The 24,114-nt window shown below is 37.7% G+C and carries 20 protein-coding genes and 2 pseudogenes; 13 read left to right on the top strand and 9 right to left on the bottom strand.

Annotated features, from left to right (window positions below; genetic code table 11):
• Positions 1–38 precede the first annotated feature (38 nt).
• The 5 genes and pseudogenes from NSQ19_RS13580 to NSQ19_RS13560 all read left to right on the top strand — a co-directional run bounded on the left by NSQ19_RS13580 (position 39) and on the right by NSQ19_RS13560 (position 7,081).
• Positions 39–1,022 carry a hypothetical protein gene (locus tag NSQ19_RS13580; protein ID WP_340703032.1) on the top strand — a complete coding sequence of 328 codons (984 nt, stop codon included), beginning with the start codon at positions 39–41 and terminating at the stop codon, positions 1,020–1,022.
• On the top strand, positions 1,015–3,006 hold the full coding sequence (locus NSQ19_RS13575) for a RecQ family ATP-dependent DNA helicase (RefSeq protein ID WP_340703031.1): 1,992 nt from the start codon (positions 1,015–1,017) through the stop codon (positions 3,004–3,006). The genes NSQ19_RS13580 and NSQ19_RS13575 overlap by 8 nt, the downstream gene beginning before the upstream one ends.
• 38 nt (positions 3,007–3,044) lie before the next feature.
• The gene (locus NSQ19_RS13570; RefSeq protein ID WP_340703030.1) at positions 3,045–4,568 is read left to right on the top strand and encodes a hypothetical protein; all 1,524 of its coding nucleotides are present in this window, start codon (positions 3,045–3,047) and stop codon (positions 4,566–4,568) included.
• A 573-nt stretch (positions 4,569–5,141) separates the two neighbouring features.
• Positions 5,142–5,641 (top strand): annotated as a pseudogene (locus NSQ19_RS13565) (LURP-one-related/scramblase family protein).
• A gap of 426 nt (positions 5,642–6,067) precedes the next feature.
• The gene (locus NSQ19_RS13560; protein ID WP_013860571.1) at positions 6,068–7,081 is read left to right on the top strand and encodes a hypothetical protein; all 1,014 of its coding nucleotides are present in this window, start codon (positions 6,068–6,070) and stop codon (positions 7,079–7,081) included.
• 272 nt (positions 7,082–7,353) lie between these two features.
• Here NSQ19_RS13560 and NSQ19_RS13555 read toward each other — a convergent pair whose 3' ends face one another.
• The 4 genes from NSQ19_RS13555 to NSQ19_RS13540 are packed head-to-tail and all read right to left on the bottom strand — an operon-like array spanning position 7,354 to position 10,431.
• On the bottom strand, positions 7,354–7,860 hold the full coding sequence (locus tag NSQ19_RS13555) for a S4 domain-containing protein (protein ID WP_035191108.1): 507 nt from the start codon (positions 7,858–7,860) through the stop codon (positions 7,354–7,356).
• A 24-nt stretch (positions 7,861–7,884) separates the two neighbouring features.
• Positions 7,885–9,114 carry a hypothetical protein gene (locus tag NSQ19_RS13550; RefSeq protein WP_161655977.1) on the bottom strand — a complete coding sequence of 410 codons (1,230 nt, stop codon included), beginning with the start codon at positions 9,112–9,114 and terminating at the stop codon, positions 7,885–7,887.
• Complete coding sequence (locus NSQ19_RS13545; protein ID WP_161655976.1) at positions 9,098–9,634, bottom strand: isochorismatase family cysteine hydrolase; 537 nt, start codon at positions 9,632–9,634, stop codon at positions 9,098–9,100. The genes NSQ19_RS13550 and NSQ19_RS13545 overlap by 17 nt, the downstream gene beginning before the upstream one ends.
• Entirely contained in the window at positions 9,631–10,431 is an 801-nt protein-coding gene (locus NSQ19_RS13540; protein WP_340703189.1) for an arginase family protein, read from the bottom strand. The genes NSQ19_RS13545 and NSQ19_RS13540 overlap by 4 nt, the downstream gene beginning before the upstream one ends.
• A 196-nt stretch (positions 10,432–10,627) precedes the next feature.
• Here NSQ19_RS13540 and istA point away from each other — a divergent pair, with 196 nt between their 5' ends.
• Positions 10,628–12,223, top strand: coding sequence for an IS21 family transposase (istA, locus tag NSQ19_RS13535; protein WP_412734241.1), 1,596 nt, complete (start codon positions 10,628–10,630; stop codon positions 12,221–12,223).
• Positions 12,207–12,977, top strand: a complete 771-nt coding sequence (gene istB / locus NSQ19_RS13530) for an IS21-like element helper ATPase IstB (RefSeq protein ID WP_035191190.1) — start codon at positions 12,207–12,209, stop codon at positions 12,975–12,977. The genes istA and istB overlap by 17 nt, the downstream gene beginning before the upstream one ends.
• Here the strand turns inward: istB and NSQ19_RS13525 are convergent, their stop codons facing one another.
• Together NSQ19_RS13525 and NSQ19_RS13520 are read right to left on the bottom strand one after the other, a co-directional pair.
• Positions 12,978–13,397, bottom strand: a complete 420-nt coding sequence (locus NSQ19_RS13525; protein ID WP_340703029.1) for a hypothetical protein — start codon at positions 13,395–13,397, stop codon at positions 12,978–12,980.
• 123 nt (positions 13,398–13,520) lie between these two features.
• Positions 13,521–14,666 carry a HesA/MoeB/ThiF family protein gene (locus tag NSQ19_RS13520; protein WP_326244632.1) on the bottom strand — a complete coding sequence of 382 codons (1,146 nt, stop codon included), beginning with the start codon at positions 14,664–14,666 and terminating at the stop codon, positions 13,521–13,523.
• Positions 14,667–15,177: 511 nt separating this feature from the next.
• Between NSQ19_RS13520 and NSQ19_RS13515 the strand changes: the two are divergent.
• Positions 15,178–16,513, top strand: a pseudogene (locus tag NSQ19_RS13515) (IS1380 family transposase).
• Positions 16,514–17,158: 645 nt separating this feature from the next.
• Here the strand turns inward: NSQ19_RS13515 and NSQ19_RS13510 are convergent.
• On the bottom strand, positions 17,159–17,989 hold the full coding sequence (locus tag NSQ19_RS13510) for a DUF1835 domain-containing protein (protein WP_340703028.1): 831 nt from the start codon (positions 17,987–17,989) through the stop codon (positions 17,159–17,161).
• A 519-nt stretch (positions 17,990–18,508) separates the two neighbouring features.
• Here NSQ19_RS13510 and NSQ19_RS13505 point away from each other — a divergent pair.
• The 3 genes from NSQ19_RS13505 to NSQ19_RS13495 are packed head-to-tail and all read left to right on the top strand — an operon-like array spanning position 18,509 to position 20,518.
• Positions 18,509–18,859 carry a YwqH-like family protein gene (locus NSQ19_RS13505; RefSeq protein WP_328013694.1) on the top strand — a complete coding sequence of 117 codons (351 nt, stop codon included), beginning with the start codon at positions 18,509–18,511 and terminating at the stop codon, positions 18,857–18,859.
• 2 nt (positions 18,860–18,861) lie between these two features.
• Positions 18,862–19,140: a DUF5344 family protein gene (locus NSQ19_RS13500; protein WP_328192551.1), complete on the top strand. Its 279-nt coding sequence runs from the start codon at positions 18,862–18,864 to the stop codon at positions 19,138–19,140.
• A 4-nt stretch (positions 19,141–19,144) separates the two neighbouring features.
• Positions 19,145–20,518, top strand: coding sequence for an LXG domain-containing protein (locus NSQ19_RS13495; RefSeq protein ID WP_340703027.1), 1,374 nt, complete (start codon positions 19,145–19,147; stop codon positions 20,516–20,518).
• Positions 20,519–20,697: 179 nt separating this feature from the next.
• Here NSQ19_RS13495 and NSQ19_RS13490 read toward each other — a convergent pair whose 3' ends face one another.
• The gene (locus NSQ19_RS13490) at positions 20,698–21,483 is read right to left on the bottom strand and encodes an SDR family NAD(P)-dependent oxidoreductase (RefSeq protein ID WP_340703026.1); all 786 of its coding nucleotides are present in this window, start codon (positions 21,481–21,483) and stop codon (positions 20,698–20,700) included.
• Between the two features lie 461 nt (positions 21,484–21,944).
• Positions 21,945–22,310 carry a hypothetical protein gene (locus NSQ19_RS13485; RefSeq protein WP_061566662.1) on the bottom strand — a complete coding sequence of 122 codons (366 nt, stop codon included), beginning with the start codon at positions 22,308–22,310 and terminating at the stop codon, positions 21,945–21,947.
• A 200-nt stretch (positions 22,311–22,510) separates the two neighbouring features.
• Here NSQ19_RS13485 and adhP point away from each other — a divergent pair, with 200 nt between their 5' ends.
• Both adhP and NSQ19_RS13475 read left to right on the top strand, forming a co-directional pair.
• Positions 22,511–23,533 (top strand): alcohol dehydrogenase AdhP, encoded by a 1,023-nt coding sequence (gene adhP, locus NSQ19_RS13480; protein ID WP_061566663.1) that lies wholly within the window; start codon positions 22,511–22,513, stop codon positions 23,531–23,533.
• Positions 23,534–23,847: 314 nt separating this feature from the next.
• Positions 23,848–24,003, top strand: coding sequence for a hypothetical protein (locus NSQ19_RS13475; RefSeq protein WP_340703025.1), 156 nt, complete (start codon positions 23,848–23,850; stop codon positions 24,001–24,003).
• Positions 24,004–24,114 lie beyond the last annotated feature (111 nt).

The following is a 24,114-nucleotide window of genomic DNA, read 5'->3' as shown; positions in this document are numbered from 1 at the left end:
ATAGAAACGAGATTAATAATTAAAGGGGGAGAAAATGTATGTATAGGCATCAAGAAGAACGGTCAGTAGAAGCCGTTTGTTATGAACACAAACATATTGAAAAAGTGCTTGAGGTAATTAAGGCTAGGTTTCCTGAATACTTTAAAGACTTTATAATGCTTGAAGCTGGCTATGGTGTGTCAGAGCAAGATATACAAAAAGTTGCTGAAAAGTTAGGAGTGCAAAAGGTTAAATCAAAAAAGAATGTTGACGTTGCTAAAAAGTTTAAGAACATCATAGTAGAAGCTATAGAGAACTTTGAAAAAGATAGAGAAAAATATATTGCAATCTTTGACCAGGAAGCTCTTGAAGAATATGAGGATGATCCTCAATATTTCAAGTCTACAGTACTGAAAAAGGAATGCCCGATTATACATCATACCCTCTTTAGCTCTGCTAAAGAGTTAGAAAAATATAAAAGAGATTTTAATATTTCAGATTCAAACGAGCTGCTTACAGTTGTAAGTAATCTGTGCTATTTTGCTGAGGAATATTACAGTAACTTTTATGACGAAGATACCTATGACCAAATTAACTGCTATGAGGATTTAAAAGTGAGCGATTTGGATACGGAAGACTATACAGTTTATGGAGTTATAGGCGGGGGCATAAAAAGTCATATGCTTTATAAGGTTTATCCTGCTTTATTTCCAAACAGGAGCAGGGATGCTATATGGGCACTTTGGTATTTATCTGATAAGAAGACTTTTGACTGTAAGCAAGACTCGGAATTTCTAATGATTGATGTGGATAAAAGCATTACGCAGCAGAATTATTTTTATCCATATGAATTATTCACATTTTATGCTCATCAGATTTACCAGATGTTAAAACAAAAAGCAGATGGAAATAATGTTTACCTTGATCCGGAATACCGCTACATAATCGTAGATGCTTTTCTTACTTTTGTGGCAGAGCAACATGATGAGGAAATATCCTTCTTAAAACAGCAGATAAGAGACGGAGGACTTGGATATGCTTAATATAGATGAAGCTTTTAGCAGGAATTTTCCTAACCTGGCAAGTAAATTCTCTCTGAAAGATTTTCAAAAAAGCGTTATATCTAACGTTGTTGAAAAAGATAATACACTTTGCATTATGCCAACAGGTGGGGGAAAGTCCTTAATATATTGGATGTCGGGTATACTTTCCGGTGGAATAACAATTGTAATTTCTCCACTAATTGCACTAATTGATGAGCAATCTGAAAAAATTGCGGAACAAGGCTTTGAAGTGCTTACAATTCATGGCGGCATGGATTCAGCAAAGCAAGCAAAAGTTTTAAAGGATTTTGCAAATAAGGTGATTAACCCTAAATTTATCTTTGTAAGTCCGGAAAAGATTGCAACTGATGGACTATTTGAATTTTGCATTAGAGAACGTAAAAATGAAATAACTATGCTTGCGATTGATGAGGTGCACTGTGTTAGCCAGTGGGGTACCAGCTTCAGACCTTTTTATAAGCGTATACCAGACTTCTTGGATTGTATATACAATGAGGCTGGAGATAAACAACCTAGAATCCTTGCATTAACAGCGACTTTAAATCCCAAGGAAGTTGTAGATATTTGCAGGGAGTTTAAAATTGATAAGTCCAATATTATTCGAGACAACCTTCTCATGCGTTCGGAAATATCATTAAAAGTGCTTCAATTTAATAATGAGAACGAAAAAGAAGATAAGCTTTGGGATATTATCAAAATACATAAGAATGAGAAGATATTGATTTACGTTTATAGAATTGGCAGTGAACGTGGTGTAGAAAAGCTTGCGGACAAAGCTAATGAAAAAGGATACAAATCTGTTTGCTTCCATGGCGAGATGACAGCCAAGGAAAGAAAAGAAATTATTGATAGGTATAAGAACAATGAAATCAATGTAATATTTGCTACCAATGCATTTGGCATGGGGATAGACATCCCGGATATTAGGGTTGTTATTCACTTTATGATACCAGAATCTGTGGAACAGTATTATCAGGAAGTCGGAAGAGCTGCACGCGATGGAAATGTTGCTAATGCCTATTTACTGTTTACAAATAAAAATATAGATGTAAAGCGTAAGTATTTTATTGATGGTTCGTTCCCATCAGCTGAAAAGCTCGTAAATACATACAAGAAAATTGCGAAGCAGGGTGAAGGGCTGCACACATTGCCTTATTTTGAAGATGAAGAGGTAAAGCAGTGTTTACCGTATTATTTAAACAGCGGGGTATTAAAAATAGAGTGTAAAGGGTTTTCTGATTTAAAGAGCATTACAAATGTAAAAGATAAAGCTCTTATAGATATTATAAATATTACAAAAACAAAAAACCTGATTACCACTGTCAAAAAATCAAAGGTCGATGTTAAGACGATTGTTAATAAAGTTTATAAAAGTGTTGTAAAGGGGCTGGCTACTACAACTAAGCCATTAGATAGACGGCTGATTGTAGATGTCATAGAACAAGAGATTTCTGAAGCAAAAATGCATGACATACAAAGTGCTATAGATGAAAAACGTGAATATAAACATGGGTTACTTGATTATCTGGTATTTTTAATAGCCGACAACACATCTTCAAACGAGCTTCATCAAGAAATAGGCAGATATCTTGGCGTTGAAAAGCACATGCTCAACAGAATATATTCCACTGTGAAAGGTGATCGTGTTAGGAGTAAGTCAGAGGTTATTATTGCTAACCTTCTTGCCGAAAACGACATTACTTATGAGTATGAAAAAAAGCTTGAGTACGAGAACGGTAAATGGATTGAACCTGATTTTACAATTATACTGCCGGAAGGAAGAGAATTGTATTGGGAGCACTTAGGAATGCTGGGGGTAGAAAGCTACGACAAGCGATGGCTTGAAAAGCAGGAGATATATGACAATTATTACAATGGAAAACTCATTGTGACATATGAGGGAGCAACTATTACAGATAGCGCACTTGATATTATTAAAAAGATATCTTCCGGATATTATTGATTTTAATAGACTGGATACCAATAGGTAGGAGCGACAAGATGGATTATAAAACAAACATTGATTTATCGGAATTAAAATCTATGAGGTTCCCTGGTGCACAGAACAATCATGATAATGTAACTAGCAAGGATGTTCTAAAGAACTTTGCCAAACGAGTTGATGGCATTATTTTGGAAGATGATGCAATCGAAGACTATTTTATATCAAACTATAATTTTGCTCGTGGGAAAGATATAGATATTCAGACCAATAGATTGATAAACAATTATGTGACGGTTATAAATGATATTCTCTCAGATTTGGCCACTATCAATAAAAACATTACAAAAATTAAAAATATGATAGCAACTGATAAGGAAAGCTATTTATATAAAAAACAGCAGTATTTCTTAAAAATCAACTATGAAGCAAAAAATTGCAAGGAAGCTTTGCTGTTTGGAGAATTGCGGGAAAAGGTTAAAAATAGGATGGGTCAATTTCACAATGGCGATAAGGATGTTGATAGTTTAAGTAAACTTGATGAATATACCATGTTTAATTATTTATATGATATATCCTTGGATTTCGGGGTGTTCACAAAATTCTTTGATGTTATAAAGTCTAATAAGGAAGAAGTATTTAAATTAAGCGATAAAAAGAACACGGACCCTGAAGCCTATTATGCATATGCAAAGAAATTCATTAATGAGAACAAGGTGTTAGATTATATTTATTTAAAAGTTAAGGAGCATTACCTTCTAACTGATAAGGAAGAAGTGTTTAATATTCTATATAACTTATTTAAGCATGGTGCATATCAGACATTTGTAAGCTTAGGCGCAATTCAGGTTGAAGGGCTATTCTATGACTTTTGCTCGGCGATTAATGGAGGGGTAAGAAAACAGGAAGAAGGCACATTAGTAAATAAAGTTGATAAAGTTTTTAAGAATAATCGAGCACAAGCCTTGATATATTATCCATATTTTGCATATGATGTACCTATTTATAGAAATGAAGTAGCCCATAATGGAACCATCGTTTCACAGGAAGCTGAACATATTGCCATTGATATCTTGCTTGATATGTATACGGTTATCAAGTTAATGCAGCAAGACTGGCTACCCTTTAATAATTTAAAGAGTCTAATTTGGCAGCTAAAAATATATAAGCAAATACCTTCTTTAACTAATAAATACATTGATAAAATATTTATTGAACTTTATAGCTTTTTTATGATGCGAAAAGAAGACGGGGATTTCGGTGTATTTAGGATAATGAAAAACAGAGATAAGTACAAAGATATCCTTGAGCATTATATAATGCATTATGAGGATAAAACTGATACTAATTTATTCGACGAAGCAGCTGAATTGTTACAGGTATTGGGGCAGGAATCATTTTGGCAGTATACTCTAGATATAATTAGAGACATGGGTTTGAGTGGTACAAACTTTGCTCAATTTGTTACGATTTTAGTAAATGAGTTTATTGGGTATTTACCTAAAGGTAGTTCGTCACACAGATTGTGTATTAAAGTAAAAAAAGAGTTAGATGCCTACAATTTGAGCCTACATAATGGGTGACAGATGATAATTTTAATTTCAACTCAAGCTTTTGCGAAAAAACAGCCCCAAACCTATTGATATGTTCCCTCATACCTCGGTTTTCAGAAAAACAGCCTAAAACCCATTGATATGTTTCCGCATACGTAAGGTTCAAAAATCAGCTCAAGACATCAATGCCATCAACTCAAGCCATGTGGAAGTCGTCACAAAATTGCTGTTTGGGATGTAGAATAATATAAAACATTTCCCATTCAGACCCGGATTTCATTTTCGATTTCTGGGTCTTTTTCATATTAAATTACGATGTCTCTTTCGATTACTTTTCCTACAATATCTTATCGAATTATTTTTTGTGCAAAAGGAATGTCTTGAGCCTTTGTAACTTCAGGGCTAGGAAACAGAATAACAAGGTTTAGTGCATTTTATATAGTGTCCAAAGACTATTAAACAAACGAGCATTTAATTTAACTTCTATATTCAAGATTATTTTTCTATTATAGTACAAACAGCCATGTCAACCCATTGGTGGATTCGGTATAATGTGAGAGAATAGAATCATAAAAAATTCCTTTAAAATAAAGGAGGACGGGTATGAAGCAGCTATATATGAAGCAGAAGGTTTTTAGTTTAAGCGGCAAATTTACGGTCAAGGATCAACAGGAACGAGATGTTTATTATGTTGAGGGCAGCTTTTTGCAAATCCCTAAGACGTTCTCGATTATGAATACAAAACGAGAAGAAGTCGCGCTTATTACGAAAAAGGCGTTTAGCTTTCTTCCAAAGTTTATTGTCGAGGTAAATGGACGAGAAGTGTTAACAATAAAGAAAGAGCTATCCTTCTTTAAGGCACGCTATACGATTGATGCGGCAGGAATTGAAGTGCGTGGGAATTGGCTGGATATGGATTTTGAAGTGTTGCGGCACGGTGAGAAGTGGTCGGTAAAGTTAGTAAGGAATGGTTTACTTGGGGCGATAGTTACAAAATTCAAATCTTAAAAGAAGAAATGGAAACGATTCTCATAGCTATCGTTGTCGCCATCGATTGTGTAAAGGCTGATCAGGCAGCTGCAAACTCGCCAGCAACATATTAAAGGGAAAAGTGACACTTTAATCACTCTGGGTATCACACCCTTTTTTTAAACTTATGGTTTGCACATACACATTTCCATAGATTTGACAGATGTGAAGAGTGTGATACCGAAGAAAAGGATTAAAAGCTGGATGAAAGCGGATTAATTATGTAATTCAAATAAAAATGTGAACTTATAAAAGATATATTGAAAAATGAAAGGAGTGTAAATATAATGAAAGAACCAGATAGGAAAAACTATATCCAATGAAAACATAAAAACAGTTTGTTATAAGTAATTTACCTTCGAAGTTTATCACTTAAAATTTTTATTTAAACAGAGGGTTACATGGTAAATAAAATAGATACCATTGAGTAACATTTGTTGATTGAAACAAGCAAATGCCGGGAATCCGGGAGTTTTTTAAACGAATGGGAGGGATGTTAAATGCGTGTCACTGAGCTGAGAGAGCTCCTTGAAAAATACAGTAAGGACGACTTAAGCAAAATGATGATTGAATTGTATAAGGCGATACCGAAAAAAGTGCGTGATGAAAAAGAAATTGATGGGATGTTGCAAGATTTTCAGCAGTACAAAGAAGCTGAAAAGATAAAAAAAGAGAAAGAAAAACATGTTGACCTTAATGATTTGGAACGTGAAATTACGCAATTCATTCAAAATGCTTATAAACAAAATTACATTGCCCCAAATCGGTATGTTAGCAAAAAGGAACGTCCCAAGTGGCGATTCAAGGTCAAATCATACATAAAACAATTGCAACAGGTACCCGTTGAAGGAAACGAAGGGAAGCGTGCTACAGATTTACTCGAAAAACTATATGAAATGTTATGTTATGGGTGTGGCTATTACATCTTTAACACAGACAATCCCTTTAGATCTATTGGTATGGAGCAAGTGGAATTATTCGATATTATTCTAAAAAGAAAATTTAGTATGGGGATTAACAAAGAAACTATAAGTTCTGCCCTGAAACAAATTATTAATTATCATCTCGACATGGATACACTGCGGTCATATTTATTCAACGTGTTCATTGCGAATTTGAGAACTGTGGATGCTAAAGAAATAGCAATCGAACAATGCCATCAGTTTCTAATGGGATTGAAGCAGCGAACGATAACGCCAGAAGAGACATGGGTTTGGAAGGATGACGAATATAGCCGGGAGCGAAATATAAATGAATTGGTTGAAACGGTTTTCAAACTAAAGATGGAACTGTGTGAATATGAGTCAGCTATCCGTTATTTTAAAAGCAATATTCAGGAAGAATCTAAAGAAGACGCATTGTTTAGATTGCTTAATAAGCTTAAAACATACAATCAGAAAGATTATTGGCTAAGAGAATACGAGGCGGCTGTAAAAAAAGGCATAAGGCCGAGGGAAGAGCTGCAATTTACCTATCAATATTTAAAAGAAAACGGCGAATTTAACAATAAATGAAGACATGCAGTAACATTCTTCAACAAGGACCAAGGATTGGCACGCCAATCCTTGGTTCCGTATATTCACCTGTAAGAAGGTTGGTAATTGGGATGGTAGAGGTGGTAGATTCCTATATTCGTAATCAGAAGTTAAAACAATGGGATTTCGGATACTGTTAAGATTTGGTATCTCCTTATTCAATTTTACAGGTTAAATATAAAAATATAAAACTGATCCCCTGAAAATAATCATTTACTTTTTTATTTCTCTTTAAATAAATTTATTTCTTATCAAATGAATATTTCTATTGTATCTTTTTCTTTAACAAGAGTATTATTTTTAATTACATTTTTATTTAATAGTATTTTCCCTTCTTTAATTAATGAACAAATTTGATTCCTACTTATATCAATGAGGTGATTTCCAAGCAACTTATCGATACGAACAGGTTTATCTAAATAATTTATATTAATACAAATCTTATTAAAACCGTTTTTTAAGTGTGTAACCAAGTTGATTTTTTCGTTATAATTCCGAGGTGCTTCATTCGGAAAATCCCTATTTTTAATTTCCAACTTAGGGTCATACGATTTAAAGATTTTCTCTTTTCTATTCCAAGTGTGGTTTTTTTCGCATTTAAAAATAGTAAATTTATAAATATTTTTTCCGTTTGAATTATGTCTTCTCATTAATGTGTCATAAAAATTTACTACCTTTCCGCAATTTGGGCAATATTTGACCACAGTTTCAACTTTCTCCCCGTTATGAATGGACCAATTGTAGGTAATAATATTCATCGTTACACACCTCAATGGAAATTTTCATTTTAAATTTACTAATCTTTGCTTCTTTTGTTTATATTTATCTCTCAAAAAGAAATAAATGACGAATAGCGCTTCTACTCCTATTAGTGATATTGTTAATATATTTGCAATGATTTCTCCAGTGTTACCCGAAACAAATGAATCTGTTATATTAGAATACACAGATAAAACTGATGGAATAAAATATTTAATAGTAATCCAAATATCAATAATGCTCCCCAAAAACATAAATAGAGAATAGACCCAAACCTTTTTCAAATAGTTCCCTTTAATCCTACTAAATGTTAACATACTTTTAACAATTTCAAGTGACTCTTCAAACAAAGTTGGGTACTTTAATAAATCGCTAATTACGTAGTATAAATCCGTTTTCATATAAAATCGAAATTCAAATATCATTCCCATTATTAATAGTAAGATCAAAAATCTTGATAAATGATATATCAAATTTTGCTCTCCAACTTGAAAATACGCAACGTACGTAAAAATACTTATTAAAAATAAATCAAAAAGCATACCAGATAAATAAATAATATATCTCTTCTTCCGGGGTATTACCCATATGTTTTCGATTTTAGTCTGAAAAACCAAATGAGTAAGTCTCCTTCCAAGGGACATAAAACCAAGACCGCCGCTAATTGCCCTTATTGATAAAAAGTGAAATAATTCATGACAAGAACTAAAAATTACATCAAGTATTATTAAACTTAAAACCACTTTCAACAATGATTTACTCCAAAACACTTCATCAAATGTAGGTATTGGTGATCCCGTTCTTCCACTTATTAACAAAAAGAGCGATACAGAAACAAAAATTAAATAGGCAATTCCAGTAGGTATAGTAAAAATCCACTTTACATATTTTTGTTTAATAAATCTAAAAGTGATACCTTCACTTTTGGGTATTTCTTCAGAAGGCAAATCAATAGTACCTACCCTTTTTATAAAATTCAAGTGTATTAGATTAGTAAGAAAATCTTTCAAGTCAACCTCAATCTTATTTTTATCCAAAAGGGAAGAAACTTGAGCTATAGACTTCCCACTTTTTATCTCTCTAATAATTTCTCCAGCAATTCTTGGAACTAAAATGAAACGATTTAATAAGGTTCTTCCGACATAAATCTCTTCTTCACCTTCATCGGTTACAACTAAGTCCTCAAAAAATTCACAAGATACATCCTGGTCACTATTTATTGATACAATAGCCTTCTCATATTGATGCAGCATATTGCTCTTCAAACTCCTCGTAGTAAAGAACCTCAATTATACCCGACCAATCCAATATACAACCTACAAAATCGTTTATATCCAATCCCTTCATTTCATAGGTATCATCATCATTAACAGTTCCTGTTGCATCTTCGATAAAAGTGACTTTATATCCCTTTTCAAATGCAGTTATAGCAGTAAATAAACAGCAATACTCTGTATTAAATCCTGTAATATATAGATGATCAATATTTTTTTCCTTTAAAATAGAATCTAACTTTGTACCAAAAAATGCACTTGGAGTGGTTTTGGTTATAGTAAGATCCGCATATTGAGCAAATTCCTTATCAATATCACTCTTTTCATTATTTTCGGCTAACGGACTATTTGGATCCTTATCTATATGTTTTGTTAATACCACCAAATCTTTCGCATCTTTAAACCTTTTTATAATGTTCTTGATTTTATTCCTTTCTTCACTAAAGTCTTTCATTTCTAATATTCCATTTTGCATATCTAAAACAAGTAGTGCTTTCATAAAAGAATCTCCTTTTTAACCAGTTTTTTAATAGTATTCTCAATAACATTCAATAGTACATACATTGTTTGGTTGTTCTTATCCAATAATGGATTAAATTCAACAAGGTCAACTCCAATTACTTTATAACCAGTCAAAAAGTTTATTACTTCAATCAAATGATTTAGTTTAAGTCCAAAAGGAACCAAATACCCTGTACCTTGAGATTCTGAAGGGTCTAATACATCTATATCAATAGAAATGTAAATACTATTATTTCTATTAATAGACCTTTCCAACTTTTCCTTCCATTGAGTGTGAATAATCTCTTCTGAAGTAATTACCTTATCATTCTTCAATATCATAGAAGGGGTTAAAGGCTCTCTTACACCTATATGTATAATTTCTGTTATATTTTCAATTTCCCGTACATAATTTATAAAATTATTATGGTTTATGGGCTGATTTTTAAAGGGTATCACTGAATCATAATGGGCATCTATTTTAACTAAGGTAATTTCTTCATCGAACGATTTCAAAATTGGTGTAGTTATTGAATGATCACCTCCGATAGCAAAGAATACCTGTTTGAATGATTTCTTTAAAAAGCGGTATGCAGTTTCAATTCTTTTATGTAAACTTGAAGAAGATTCCCCTGGAATATAAAGAATATTACCTAAATCGAAAGTTAATTGTTGGTTGTATAGAGCTGAACTTAAAGTATAAACTTTTTCGACTCCGTCAATATTAGTAATATTGGAGGTATACCCCGAGGTAAATTGTCTAATATTGTCTGGTGCTAATTTTGTTCCGGGAATACTGTGAATGCTAAACTAAAGTAGACCATTCCTGCTAGATAAAAATGAACACTTTTACTGAGATATGGGGGCAGGTATTTTGCATTTGATAGGTGTTGCCCCGGGGAGGGGCAACACCTATCAAATGCATCGACGTTATTCCCCTGATAATAATTCCCTCGATACGATATAATAATATAGTTTGATTTATATTGTTATGGAGGAAGTAAAGGTGGACAAATGGGAAATGTACATGAAGATCAAGCAATTAAAAGAACAAGGATTTAAGATAAGAAGAATAGCCAGAAAGCTTGGTATATCAAGAACCACAGTATATAAATATCTGGAAAAGTCTCCGGAAGAAATGGCTTTGTGGGAGGCCTCAACAAAGACTCGAACTAAGAAGCTCGATGCTTATGAAATGATTATTCATACTTGGCTGAGTGAAAACCCAGATGTGTCTTCGGCACAGATCCATGATTGGTTGATGGAGCACTACCCTAAACTAATTGTTGGGGAAAGTACGGTACGTAGTTATGTCAAAGAACTTCGTGAAAAATATGCCATACCAAAAGAGACACATCAACGGGTTTATCAAGCGATACCTGACCCGCCAATGGGGCAACAAGCTCAGGTAGACTTCGGGAAAACCAATCAGAAAACGCCTCAAGGTAAATGTGTAAAATTGTATTTTATAAGCTTTGTGTTATCGCATTCTAGATATAAGTATGTTGAATGGCTGGACAGGCCTTTTACGACAAAAGATATGATTCGCATGCATGAGCACGCTTTCCAATACTTTGGAGGGATGACCGATGAACTGGTATATGATCAGGATGCCCTGCTCATGGTAAACGAGAATGCGGGAGATTTAATTCTGACAAAGGAATTTCAGTCTTATCGGGAAGCGAGAAAATTGAAGGTCTATTTCTGCAGAAAAGCTGACCCGGAAAGCAAAGGGCGAATTGAGAATGTCGTTGGTTATGTGAAGGGCAATTTCGCCAAACACCGCATCTTTCAAAATATTGATCAATGGAATGAAAGCTGCATATCCTGGCTGGAGAGGACTGGGAACCGAAAAGTGCATAATACAACAAAAAAAAGGCCAGTTGAAGTGTTTACATTGGAAAAGCAACACCTCAAACCGGTTATCAAAGAAATTACTACTACAAGTATTAATTCTAGTATAACAAGAACAGTGCGTAAGGACAATACGATCGTCTATCAATCCAATCGCTATTCGGTTCCTCTCGGAACCTATCAAAAAGATAAAGATGTCTATATTGAAATAACAGCTGAGAATCGTCTGGTAATACGTGAACAAACAGATGGGCCAGTTATTGCCAACCATATCATTTCATTCGAGAGAGGAAAACTTATACAAGATAGGCAGCACACACGAGATCGTACTAAAGGGATAGCTGCGTATATTTCCACTGTATCTTCGTATTTTACAGATGAAGAAAGGGCTAAAGCTTTTCTGGAAGAAATTCATCACAGATATCCACGTTATGTTCGGGATCAGCTGGGAATCGTTTTAAAGATGTCTAAAGCTTCTGATCAAAGAACTAGGGATGAAGCATTGTGCGAATGCATCAAACGTGGGATATACAGTGCGAGTGAATATAGTGACGTACTGGCATTCATTCAGCGACAGCAGCAACAAAAAGAGGAATTTAAACGGGCAGAAGAGGAGATTAAGGCATTGCATGGCATAGAACCTTCACTTCTGGATACACAGCCGGAGAACCGGGAATTAGCACAATATTTGGATGTGTTGAAAGGAGCAACAAAGTATGACACAGTCACTTGAACAACTTCAGCAGCAGCTTCGAACATTGCGATTATCAGAGACGGCAAATCATTTGCCATCTCTGATTCAAGAAGCTGAATCACAAGATTGGACATACCGCACTTTTCTGGAACATCTGACTAGCTATGAGTTGGAACGCCGAGATGAGAAATTGATTGAAAAACGATTAAAATGGGCAACGTTTCCGTTTTACAAGACAATAGATGCATTCCAAGTAGACGAGCAACAATCGCTAAGTAGGAGACAGATCAATCAGTTAAAAGAATTCACATGGCTTGATCAGCTTTTTAATTTAATTATTCTGGGACCGCCTGGAGTAGGAAAAACACATTTGGCAACGGGATTAGGGATAGAGGCAATTCATCAGGGCTACAAAGTTTCTTTTATCTCCATGGGGCAGCTTATCCAAACATTGAAGACGGAAGATGTTACCCGAAAATCGCAAACAAGAATGAAGCGCATCCGGGATTCAAACCTGGTCATCATTGATGACTTGATGTTCATGGCCATGGATTCACGGGAGGCAAATTTGTTTTTCCATTTAATTAACGACTTGTATGACAATGCTTCTGTCATTCTAACTTCTAATAAGGGCCCAAATGAATGGGGTGAACTATTGGGGGATCCAGGTATTACGACAGCTATTTTGGACAGATTATTACACCGAGCAGAAGTCATCCATTTTAGGAACGATGACAGCTATCGTATGAAACATCGATCATCCATTTTTATGAAAAAAAGTGTTCAAAATTAATTAGCAAAAAGTGTTCAATTTTACTTGACGGCTACAAATACCGGTTACAGCACCATCATATGGAATACCAAGCAAACCAATTTGATACTCATTACTTGGCTCACTAGAACTGTCAAAAAATAAATTATTCTTATTTCGTTTTTCAAAAAGTGAGTTATTAATAATCTCAACGTTTTCTGATACTTGACTATTTTTAAGAAAACCCAACATTACCAAAGTTTCTATAATATTTTTGCTTTCGTTCAGATCCAATCCAAATTTCCCTTCTATATCTTTAAGAGATAATTCAGCTTCAAACCCTCGAATGAACTCCAAAGTTTCCTTGTTTATTTCTATGCCTTGACCCGTTATTATATTATTCAGATGATAATAATCATTAACTTTTTTTAGAGAAATAATTTCTTTGTTGAGAGTTAGCATAAATATTCCTCCCTTTTAGTAAAACCGGACTATCGAACTGCCATTCAATAGTCCGGTTTAGAAAAAACTTATTAAGATTCTGGGTTAAGAGTGTTGCGTCCGCCACGTTTTGTCAACTCTACATCATTTAATACTTTGATTGTGATTTTCATTGGTTTCACCCCCTTTCAATATTCCTCTTTGACAATCACACGTATCCATAATGGGTACATCTTCCCTATCAATTTCATATGTTTTATAATTAAAATAAGTCAACTTATTTGTTGAAAGTGGAGGCGCCATACCTGTCCTAATTCTAATGAAGTCAAATATAATAAAAGAACCAAGGACATTTGAAGATGCAGTCAAGCAGTTATTTTGTGCTTCATATCCTCCAGCTAAAATCGACTCGTATTTCTCTACGGCCTCTGGAAAATTAGCAAAAATATATTTTTCTTTACATTGATAACAAGCGGATTCATAAGGAATAATCGTCTGGAAATAAGAAGTGGTTTCGCTATTCCCCCCATAAATCCAAGGTATATTCATTTCCAAACATGCCTGGTTTGTCCATCTGTAAATCCAAAGGGGCGGCTTGTCCGCTGCACAGATTACAAAATCGGCATCATGTTCCTTGAGGATGTCTAAAATATCATTGTAATTATTTAGTTTCATATTAATAGGAATAAATTCAACGTCAGAATTAAATTCCCGAATTGTTTCTGAAGCAGCTTCTGTTTTATATATACCAACATGTTTTTCTCTATATAAAATCTGACGGTTTAAATTTGATAGGTCTACTTTATCAAAATCAATTCCAATTACTTTTTTTACTCCAAGTGAGGCAAGATTATATAAAATTGAAGAACCTACCCCGCCAAGTCCTATTAAAACAACAGTAGTATTTATGATTTTTCGCATATATTCAAACTTTTTGTTACCGTCGGGGTCAAAATTAGTTAAAAAGTTAATATTTCTGCTATGCCTTTCCCTTAAATATTCATTCAAATTGGATTCTTCAGCGAGTGCTGCATCATCCATAATATAAGGCATTGATGAAACCTGTTCTATTATTTCCATTACATTCTCTAATGTCGTATGGGGGAATTTGTCCAATACAGTTCTATGTATTTCCTCTACTGTTCTTTTTCCATCACAAATGGATAATACAGAATAAATCACTCCATCAGGATCTTCAATTTCAATTGCCACATTAGGAGTAGTTCCTATAGACAATTTCTTACCGAAGGGTACCATCATGAGATGCTTACGTACTAATGGATACTTCAAAATACCTCCCCCTAGTCTTTGTGTTTTATCTTATATACAGAATTGTACATAGAATATAAATATTTGTAAAATCCTAATTAGGCTTCAATTTGGCAATATTCCCCCAAAAATAAAGCCCCATCCCCATATTACTCTTTTTTTCTAAAGGATACTCCAAAATCCTCCATATTCCTCATGCGTCGTATATGAAATCGCTGCATCATGATAATGAGGGAGAAAGATTAGTCTTCAGGTAAGTTGGGTCAATCATTCACCCATTTACATTTCCTCATACCCCATTCACAGGTTACCATTTGATAGCTTACCAAACGTTGGTATCCTTGCATCACCGAAATTAGCTGAGAAGAAAAGGGTACCTGTTACTGTATAACGGGTACCCTTTTGAGGTGCAACATTAAAAAATAACCTGAATCCGTGACGGAATTTTCACTTAACGTTAACCCATTCGCATGAAATCTAGTATAATAAGCATATCCATTAAATTTAACTCATTCCACATTCAGGTGATCTAATGAAAAAGTTAGTGATAGAAGCCACGAAAGAACGGATTGTTGCCCAAAGCGGTTTAGCGTTAGTAGGAATTTTACTAAATCAAACGAATTTAGCTTTCAGGTTAAATGCCTATTGACTCCCTGATATTTCCAGAAATCCCGTTTGTTCCAATGCTGATGTAGCCAAATCCTATATTGGCCTGCTTTGCCAAGGAAAAAGTGATTATGACAATATTGAAACCTTCGGCAAAGATGCCTTTTTTGCACTGGCTTTGGATATCCAAAGGGTTCCTTCCAGCCCGACTTTAAGGCAGCGATTGGATCAAGCCGCCTTGACGGAAAAATGGAAAGCGATCTTGCATGAAGAATCGCTGAATCTGACCGCATACAAATGCGGAAATTAGCCCAGTTTACGCCAAAGACAAGCCGTATATCCCGGTTGATCTGGATGTCTCCCCTTTTGATAACTCCAAAACAAAAAAAGAAGAAGTGGAAAGAACCTATAAAGGCTGCGACGGTTATGCACCTATGTTCGCTTACATTGGGCAGGAAGGCTACTGCCTGCATGTTGAGATGTGAAAGGGAAATGACCACTGCCAAAAAGGTACGCTGAATTTTATCAAGGAAATCATCCAATCTGCCAGGAGATTAACGGATCAGCCATTGCTTATCAGGCTTGATTCCGGAAATGACAGCCGGGATAATCTCATCATTTTCTTGGAAGAACATGCAAGCTTTGTTATCAAACGCAATCCTCGTAAGGAAAAAGCAGAAGACTGGCTTCATATTGCCCAAAAATATGGGATCTGTTGTGAAGAACGGGAAGGAAAGAAGGTTTACCTTGGATCCATCCCCGAAACCATTCAATTAAAAGACCAGATACGAACCATCCGAAAAGTCTTTAAAGTGATCGAAAGAACCATCTCAAGAGACGGCCAGATTTTTTTGATTCCCGAATATGAATTTGAAACCTACTGGACAGATCTTGAAGTGCCGCCTCATGTGGTGATCTCTCTCTATCATGACCATGGCACATGCGAACAGTTTCACAGTGAAATTAAATCAGAACTGGATCTGGAACGGTTGCCATCGGGCAAATATGAAACGAATGGCCTTGTGCTCCATTTCGGTGTATTTGCGTATAACCTGCTTCGCTTGATTGGACAAGAAAGCTTGAAAAAACAAGATACGCCATTGAAAAAGAAAACAACAAGAAGAAGAATCCGAACCGTCATCCAGAATATGATCACACTGGCCTCAAAGCTGGTTTTCCGTGGCCGGCAATGGAAATTAAAAGTCGCGGAGACCAACAAATGGTTACCGGTCTTTACTCGTTTGTATCAAGCCTTTTACTAAACATCCCGATCAATAGACTACTAGGAAAAAAGAAATAAAAAAACAAAAACTTGCAAAAAATGGAAATTTGCAGATTTATTTGGCGTGCACAAAAACGAATGAAACGGGGAAATTTTTACATACTGAATCACTAAAAGTGCATTTATCGAATAGTCGGACACCACTATATCCTTACTCTTGGGAAATCTACCTATTAACGGCGTTTGTTATATTTTCGTCACGGATTCAGGGAAAATTTAAAAGTAACATTACAGCAAATAGGAAATGATGATATTCACCTATTTGAAAGGGAAGATGACGTGTCAACCGTTGCGTATTGGTATCAAAATTGCGCAGAAGGGGCATTGGACCCGATTCCGGACAGGCGGGCAAGGCTGCCGCGTTAATTCACAAAAGTTGGGTATACTGAAGGCCCTTCCCCGGAAAAACCGGGGAAGGGGCAATGAAATAAATGTACTGTTTCATGGAATCATTAGTTGAAAAGAGGGAAAAAGATCTGCTGCTTCCTCTGTTGCTGGTAATCACTGCCTATTTAGAATCCGGTTCTCGCTGCAGTTTTCGTGCAAGACCATGGAGAACATTTTTATGTTATGATTCTGCATTTCTATTCCAGGAAGCAATCATTTATACTTTGCAACCATAATGTCAGCATTTAAGTCTTATGCTGTAAAAGCGCATCGCTTCAAGTCGGCCTTTCGATTCAAATACGCCAGCTTCAATTAGCTTTCTTACGCGATATTCGAGAAATGAATCCCCCACGTATTGGTCTAAATGCCCAATTACCTCACCAATGACCCGGGCTGATTTTATAAATGCTCTTTCCTTTCCTGTACCATGCAGTTTTTTTACTTTGCCTGTAATAAATTCATCGAAATAGTCTTCTGAAACGCCAAATATTCTTCCATTCTGCCAAATCCGTAAAGTCTCCCGGGTTTCTGCAAGATTAAGCCATTCTTTTTTCAAACTTATTCTATCATGGTCCGTTAACAGATTTCCAGTTCCATGTTCATATAAGTGTTGGAATTTTTCAGGGATCATTTCGCCTGAATGAAGCAATGTATATTTGACCTTTTTTACCGGAAATCGCTTTTCATACTCTTTTGACGTATTTATAACGGTTATATCAATATTTTTATCTTTTAAAAGATATACAGCAAATCGCAATCCTGCTTGTTCGTGTGCATTATCAGCGGCCCAAATTGTTACATGTTCCCCTTCAGCTACTGAGATGATCTGATTGAGTGATCTTTTAAATTCTTTGAGATAATCTGGAAGTTCATCAAATTCATCACTCATGCACTTTTCCATCCACTTAAATCTGGACTTAACTCCGATTTCCTTATTTAACTTGTAAATGGGGCCAATGGAAAATATATCCGAAAAGGAGATGACCTTATCCTTCTTGTCAAGCCCCATTTTTCTTAATGCATGTTTCAAGCTGCCTGAAGCGGAGGCACCAAATAGAATATGTATCATTCTTTATCTTTCTCCTTTAGTTTTGCCGTTTTCCTTCCTTCCATCCAAACCAAACCAGAAATTGCCCGAGAAACCTTCTATTGGATACAGATCGAATAGAAAACCTATCAAATCCTTCATGTGTCGTATATGATAAGAGAGATTCGTTAAGCCTTCAGGTGAATTGAACCACACCATTTATTTTTTTCTTCTATTTTAACATTTAATTTTGGAGAAAAAAGAGGTGATGCTTTTATGCCGAGTTATGCAAGATCTAGTCCCCCTGTAAACTTTTGTGTGCCACAATGAAAGATTGCAAAATGGCCATTCTAAAATCTGCATCGAATGGCCTATTTTATTGCCGTTATTTGGAAAATTTTATGGAAAAAGAGTCAGATTGGCTTTCAAATAAGTGCATATTTCTGTGTTTTTCTGTCATCTCCCCCTTCCATTTACCTATGTGCCGCCGTTCACCAAATTGACAACGTTTCCGCTTCGCTGGATAATAAAACCAAAATATTACGAAATCCGGGGGTAAACATGAGTATCATTCCGTTAATGAATCTTCAACTCTCACAAAACCAGGAAGAATTGGAACGTCTGAAAAAAAGCAAACAGGCATTGCTGGAATCAAAGCACGCACTGGCGGAGAAAGAAAAGCGCTCTCTCCAGCCCGCCCTGTCCGCCTCAACATGGGAGGGGCAACTCGCGAAGCAGTTCCAGGCAGTCCGAAAAAACGAACTGCTTGAAAGCTATAACGCAACGGAAAAGCAAATCAATTCAGCCCTGCAACTGCTGGACGAGAAAATCAGCAAGCTCATCACTCAAAACATCCAGATTGAAAAAGCCATCCAAGCCGAAATTGTAAAAATGCGCAAAAAAGAGGTGTGAAGATGGAAGTCAAAATCCAGTTCGAATCAGTTGAAAAGTCGCTTGCAAAGATTCGCTCACAAGCCCAAAATTTGGACATTTCAATGGATGGCAGGGGTTCGTATCCTTTACCTTCCCTTCAGCAGCTTGCTTATTTGAACCAAAAACTGGAGAACCTGTTCACTGCATATCAGGCCGTCACATTAAAAAATGAGGCTGCAGCTAAAAAAGCCGTCCATGCCATGAAAGAATATGATGAACAATTGGAAAAAGGTTTCGAAGGCCGGGCGATGAGCAGGTGAAGCAATGAAAATTCTTGATGTCCAAGCATTTGAACAAGCGGTCACGGACACGCAAAGGGCTCTGAAGGAGAAGGCTGAACAAATCACGGGCCTCCAGCAGGCAATCGACTCTTTTGTAAATATGGAAGATGCGTTTAAAGGAAAGGCCGGGAATGCCATACGCGGCTACTTCCGGGATTTTCACCAGCCGTTTCTCATATACCTGCAGTCATTTTTAGCCGGGTACAACGGGCAGCTGAACGAGATTCTTAAAGACTTATCAACTCTCGAGCCCGATCCGAACGGCTATATTCAAGAAGCTTTTATCCAGGACAGCGTCATCCCCGCACTGAAAAAGCTGGAAAATACCGTTGGACACTTGCTGGAAGACGCCAATACTGCAATACAGGAAGTTCCGGATCTTGTTGCACTGCCCAAACTGGACATTGATGAAAAACTGTATCCAATCCAAAAAGCGCGGAAAAAAGCAACCAGGACGCTGGAACAGCTGTATGACTTTGATACAAAAGCCACCCGCTCCCTCGAAGCTTTAGACCAGGACATCGACGCAATGGTGAAGTTTGTCCGGCAAATGGAATCGATGGCGGGTGACGGTTCGTTTGATATTGCCACTTACAACCCGAAACAGTTTGTCACAACCGAAGCCTACCGCAGTTTGGAAGGCGGGCTCATTCAGAAAGCCGGCGTAAAACCGGTTCAAACCGTAGACGGCAAGGACTTTGAAGGCCATTTGTCCGTTAAGTTCCATTTCTATGAAGACGGAGCCATGGTGATGGAATACCGCAAGCCCGCGAGCAAGCAGCCCTATTATGAACTGGTCAATGAAATCCCAAAAGAGGCCATCCCCGGTTCAGAAAATCCGGACGACCCGCTGCTGGTTGACGTTTGGAATGGATTTTATGACGGCGCCGGAAAGACCGTCGGTGAAATTTACACTGGTCTTGTATCATTAGGAAAGTCCGTTTTAGATCAAGATACTTATGCTGCACTCGGAAATGATGGAAACAAGCGCTTATCCTCCCCAATTGCAACCTTGAAAAGCACGGCACATAAATCGGTCGATATGGCAAAGTATATGGGGCTTGCTGTCCAAAAAGCTTTTGAACGGGATGTCATCCACGGCGATGCCAAAAGCCGGACTGAGTTCTTCACCTACGGGCTTGCTTCTATTGGAATTTCTCTTCTTGGCGACAAAGGCCTCAGCAAACTGGGCACAACGGCGAAAATTGCCAAGACCGGAAATCTGGCAGAAAAGGCCGGGAAGCTGAAAGTCAATACAGGTTTTGCTCCTGCACTTGAAGCGGCCGGGGCAGGGCCTGTAAAAATTCCGTATAATGTGATGGATGAGCTGGGAGTCAGGATTCAGAAGGCAACATAAAAGTTCTCTATGCAAAAAAGGGGATGAATTCGTTTACGACGCACACATGAAAACATCATCCTCGAGGTTCGTCAAAATGATAAATTTTTTGTTTCTGTGGTTTAAAAAGCCCAACCCTGTTTCACTTTGTATCCTGAAACCAGGCCCGGGGGTTAAACCGCCAAGCCTGTGTGTTTTGGTTAAAGTAAGTTTAAATTTTTTACAATATGTCTTGGACCGCCGCCTGCTGTCATTCCACCGTCCACTGCCAGTTCGGCGCCGGTGATGTAGGAAGCGTCGTCAGAAGCCAGGAAGGCAACGGCTTTGGCGATCTCTTCAGGTTCGCCCGGACGCTCCAGGGCTGTGATTTCATTGAAAGCATCCACCATTTTGCTTGCAGCTTGCGTCAGCGGCGTATAAACAAATCCCGGATGGACGGAGTTAACGCGGATGCCCCAATCGCTGAATTCCATTGCGGCAGCTTTTGTCATCCCCCGGATTGCCCATTTGCTTGCAGTGTAAGGCACGGCAAAATAACCGGTCAGGCCGGCAATCGAGGACACGTTCACAATTGCGCTTTGCTGCTGCTCTTTTAACAGCTGGCAGGCGTGCTTCATGCCTAAAAAGACGCCCGTTTGGTTAACGGCAACGACCCGGTTCCAATCTTCAAGCTCACAATCGGCAAACTTGGCCCGCTTATTGATGCCGGCATTATTGACGAGAATGTCAAGCTTTCCGTAAGTTCTCCGGATTGTTTCCATAACCTTCGCCCAATCTTCTTCCGAACTTACATCAAGCTGAACCGGAAGGACATTAGTTCTGAATTGTTCTTTAATCTTTCCGGCAGTCTGATTGGATTCTTCCTGCAGCACATCACCCAGAATCAAATTCTCTGCGCCCTCTTCTGCAAACGTAACGGCCATTGCCGCCCCAAGGCCCCGCGATCCGCCGGTAATAAGGGCAGTTTTTCCTTTTAATTTTGCCATCATCAACACCTCCAATATGTTGATCTAAGTATACGCCCTTTTGTTTCCGCTTTCATGTTTTTTTGCAGACATTCACCGCTTTGTAAAAAATTTGGCGTGTGTAACCGGCAAAAGCTGGTCCGGGTTTACCCGAATATAGGTGCAGTTCTTATACCACCAATCTCATAAACCGCTGATACCGTTTGGCAATTTGGATGTTTTTTTGTCTGCCTCTAAAACAGCTTGAAAAAATGATAAATTTTTTGTTTTAGTGGTTTAAAAACCAATGCCTATTTCACTTTAAATCATAAAAACAGGCCCGGGGGTTAAACCGCCAAGCCTGTCTGTTCATTCAAGTAAGTTTAAATTAAAGCCTTGTCTTTGCCTGCGCTCCTTTCATGATCTGGATTTCGGCGCCGGGGCCCAGAGGCTCCGGGCCCCCTGCTTTGTAAAAGCCTTCACAAAGGCCCTGCCCTAAAAAGTTAAGCCAGGTTCACTTCAATGTTGATTTTGTTATCCGTGATCGTGTATATATAATCTTTTGTAATCCATCTGGCATTTTTAATTGTGCAATGGACGAGGTCAGGATCTTTGTCTTCAAGCAAAATTTCCAGCAAACTTTTTAATTCTATTAAATAGTCGTAATCCATTTTCATGAACGGATTGTATCCGACTAAATAACTGGCACGCTTCATCAGTTTCACTTTCTTTGTTACATGGCTGTGCCAAAAAATATCGCCTTGAATGATCAATTGGTTTTCCTGAAGGTTCTTCATGGCTTCGCCAACATAATTTTCTTCAATTTTATAAATACCTGGGGTCACTTTACTCAGCTTTTCCATATTCATGCGTACTCACCTATTTTCTCATCGCAGTATGGCAGAGAGGTTTTTATTTTTATACCCTGTTTCAAAGAAGGTAAGCCAGACATATACGGGGTGGAAAAACCGAAAAATTTTCCAAAAAAATCTTGATCGCCCAGAGAGAGGCCATTATAATAAAAATGAAGATTGCAAAGTATCAAACTAGTTTTCCGGGAGGGATCCGCATGAGAGCAGCAGTCGTCAGTTCTGATAAGCAAAAGCTGGTAGAGGTCAAAGATGTGCAGTTGCGTCCGCTTGAGTACGGGGAAGCTTTGGTGGATATCGAATACTGCGGTGTCTGCCATACGGATTTGCATGTGGCAAAGGGCGACTTTGGCGATGTGCCGGGACGCATTCTCGGCCATGAAGGGGTCGGCATTGTCAGGGAAGTCGCGGATGGTGTCACTTCTCTTAAAGTGGGCGATCGTGTAAGCGTTGCCTGGTTTTTTGAAGGCTGCGGGCATTGTGAATACTGTTTAACGGGAAATGAAACATTTTGCCGTAATGTGAAAAATGCAGGCTACAGTGTCGACGGGGCCATGGCAGAGCAATGCATTGTCAAAGCGGATTACGCCGTAAAAGTGCCGGAAGGGCTGGATCCAAGGCAGGCGACAAGCATTACTTGTGCCGGTGTAACCACTTATAAAGCTATTAAAGTCGCAGATGTGAAGCCGGGCGAATGGATTGCCATTTATGGAGCAGGGGGCCTCGGGAACCTTGCTGTCCAGTACGCCAAACATGTATTTAATGCGAAAGTCATTGCGGTCGATATCAATGACGACAAACTTTCACTGGCAAAAGAAGTCGGTGCTGATCTCACCTTTAATTCCAAAACGGATGGCGATCCGGCTGAGTGGATTCAGAAAGAAGTTGGCGGCGCGCATGCTGCAGTGGTAACGGCTGTTTCGAAACAGGCATTCAACCAGGCTGTCCACTCCGTACGGCCGGTGTCAAAAGTCGTTGCTGTCGGGCTCCCTCCGGAAACAATGGATCTTGAAATTGTGAAAACAGTCCTTGACGGGATAGAAGTCGTCGGGTCTTTGGTTGGCACAAGAAAAGACCTTGAGGAAGCTTTTATGTTCGGTGCGGAAGGAAAAGTCGTCCCGGTTGTGCAAACGCGCAGGCTGGAAGAAGTTGGAGATGTTTTTAAGGAAATGGAAGAAGGCAGAATACAAGGCAGGATGGTTCTGGATATGTCGTTGAAATAAGTGCAGGCAAAACATCATAAAGTAAGCGAAAATGAAAATCCCTGTTTGCACGGGGATTTTTCGCTTTTTTGCCGGTTTGTTCGTATAATAGGGATGAGTACCGTGTACAGGGAGGCGCCGAACTTGCGGAGGGAAATCATTGCTTTTTTAAAAGAAAAAATAGATCCGGATTTTATCATTGTTCGGTTCGTATGCAAAAGATATGCCCGGCCGGATAGTGATGTTGACATCGCTTTTACAAAGAAGGCGGTATACTGGCACCCTATGAATGTTTTTTATTTGCCCAGGAACTTGCAGATAGATTAAATAAGGATGTGGATCTTATTGATCTGAACCAGGCCCCTACTGTATTTCAGGCGCAGATTTTTGCAACCGGCATCGTCATGGATATGAAAAATGAAAATGCCCTGAATGTAAAACGAATGCTGGCGTATCGTTTGTATGCAAATCTTAACGAGGAACGTGCCTAAATATTGAAAAATATTGCAAAAAACGGGGCTGTGTATGGAAGATGAAGTGGTCTTGAACAAGATAAACCCCCACTTCAATCAAACCGTAAGGTTGATAAGTGGAGGGTAGTT

The organism is Weizmannia sp. FSL W8-1119 (assembly GCF_038008605.1).
Taxonomy (GTDB): domain Bacteria; phylum Bacillota; class Bacilli; order Bacillales; family Bacillaceae_C; genus Weizmannia; species Weizmannia coagulans.
Note: the sequence above shows the minus strand (reverse complement) of the source record. Positions and strands in the feature narration are given on the sequence as shown.

Bases quoted from the DNA above. Each gene is read 5' to 3' on its own strand.
- NSQ19_RS13580 (WP_340703032.1), top strand. From the start codon at position 39: ATGTATAGGCATCAAGAAGAACGGTCAGTAGAAGCCGTTTGTTATGAA.
- NSQ19_RS13575 (WP_340703031.1), top strand. From the start codon at position 1,015: ATGCTTAATATAGATGAAGCTTTTAGCAGGAATTTTCCTAACCTGGCA.
- NSQ19_RS13570 (WP_340703030.1), top strand. From the start codon at position 3,045: ATGGATTATAAAACAAACATTGATTTATCGGAATTAAAATCTATGAGG.
- NSQ19_RS13560 (WP_013860571.1), top strand. From the start codon at position 6,068: ATGCGTGTCACTGAGCTGAGAGAGCTCCTTGAAAAATACAGTAAGGAC.
- NSQ19_RS13555 (WP_035191108.1), bottom strand. From the start codon at position 7,860: ATGAATATTATTACCTACAATTGGTCCATTCATAACGGGGAGAAAGTT.
- NSQ19_RS13550 (WP_161655977.1), bottom strand. From the start codon at position 9,114: ATGCTGCATCAATATGAGAAGGCTATTGTATCAATAAATAGTGACCAG.
- NSQ19_RS13545 (WP_161655976.1), bottom strand. From the start codon at position 9,634: ATGAAAGCACTACTTGTTTTAGATATGCAAAATGGAATATTAGAAATG.
- istA (WP_412734241.1), top strand. From the start codon at position 10,628: ATGGAGGAAGTAAAGGTGGACAAATGGGAAATGTACATGAAGATCAAG.
- istB (WP_035191190.1), top strand. From the start codon at position 12,207: ATGACACAGTCACTTGAACAACTTCAGCAGCAGCTTCGAACATTGCGA.
- NSQ19_RS13525 (WP_340703029.1), bottom strand. From the start codon at position 13,397: ATGCTAACTCTCAACAAAGAAATTATTTCTCTAAAAAAAGTTAATGAT.
- NSQ19_RS13510 (WP_340703028.1), bottom strand. From the start codon at position 17,989: ATGATACATATTCTATTTGGTGCCTCCGCTTCAGGCAGCTTGAAACAT.
- NSQ19_RS13505 (WP_328013694.1), top strand. From the start codon at position 18,509: ATGAGTATCATTCCGTTAATGAATCTTCAACTCTCACAAAACCAGGAA.
- NSQ19_RS13500 (WP_328192551.1), top strand. From the start codon at position 18,862: ATGGAAGTCAAAATCCAGTTCGAATCAGTTGAAAAGTCGCTTGCAAAG.
- NSQ19_RS13495 (WP_340703027.1), top strand. From the start codon at position 19,145: ATGAAAATTCTTGATGTCCAAGCATTTGAACAAGCGGTCACGGACACG.
- NSQ19_RS13490 (WP_340703026.1), bottom strand. From the start codon at position 21,483: ATGGCAAAATTAAAAGGAAAAACTGCCCTTATTACCGGCGGATCGCGG.
- NSQ19_RS13485 (WP_061566662.1), bottom strand. From the start codon at position 22,310: ATGAATATGGAAAAGCTGAGTAAAGTGACCCCAGGTATTTATAAAATT.
- adhP (WP_061566663.1), top strand. From the start codon at position 22,511: ATGAGAGCAGCAGTCGTCAGTTCTGATAAGCAAAAGCTGGTAGAGGTC.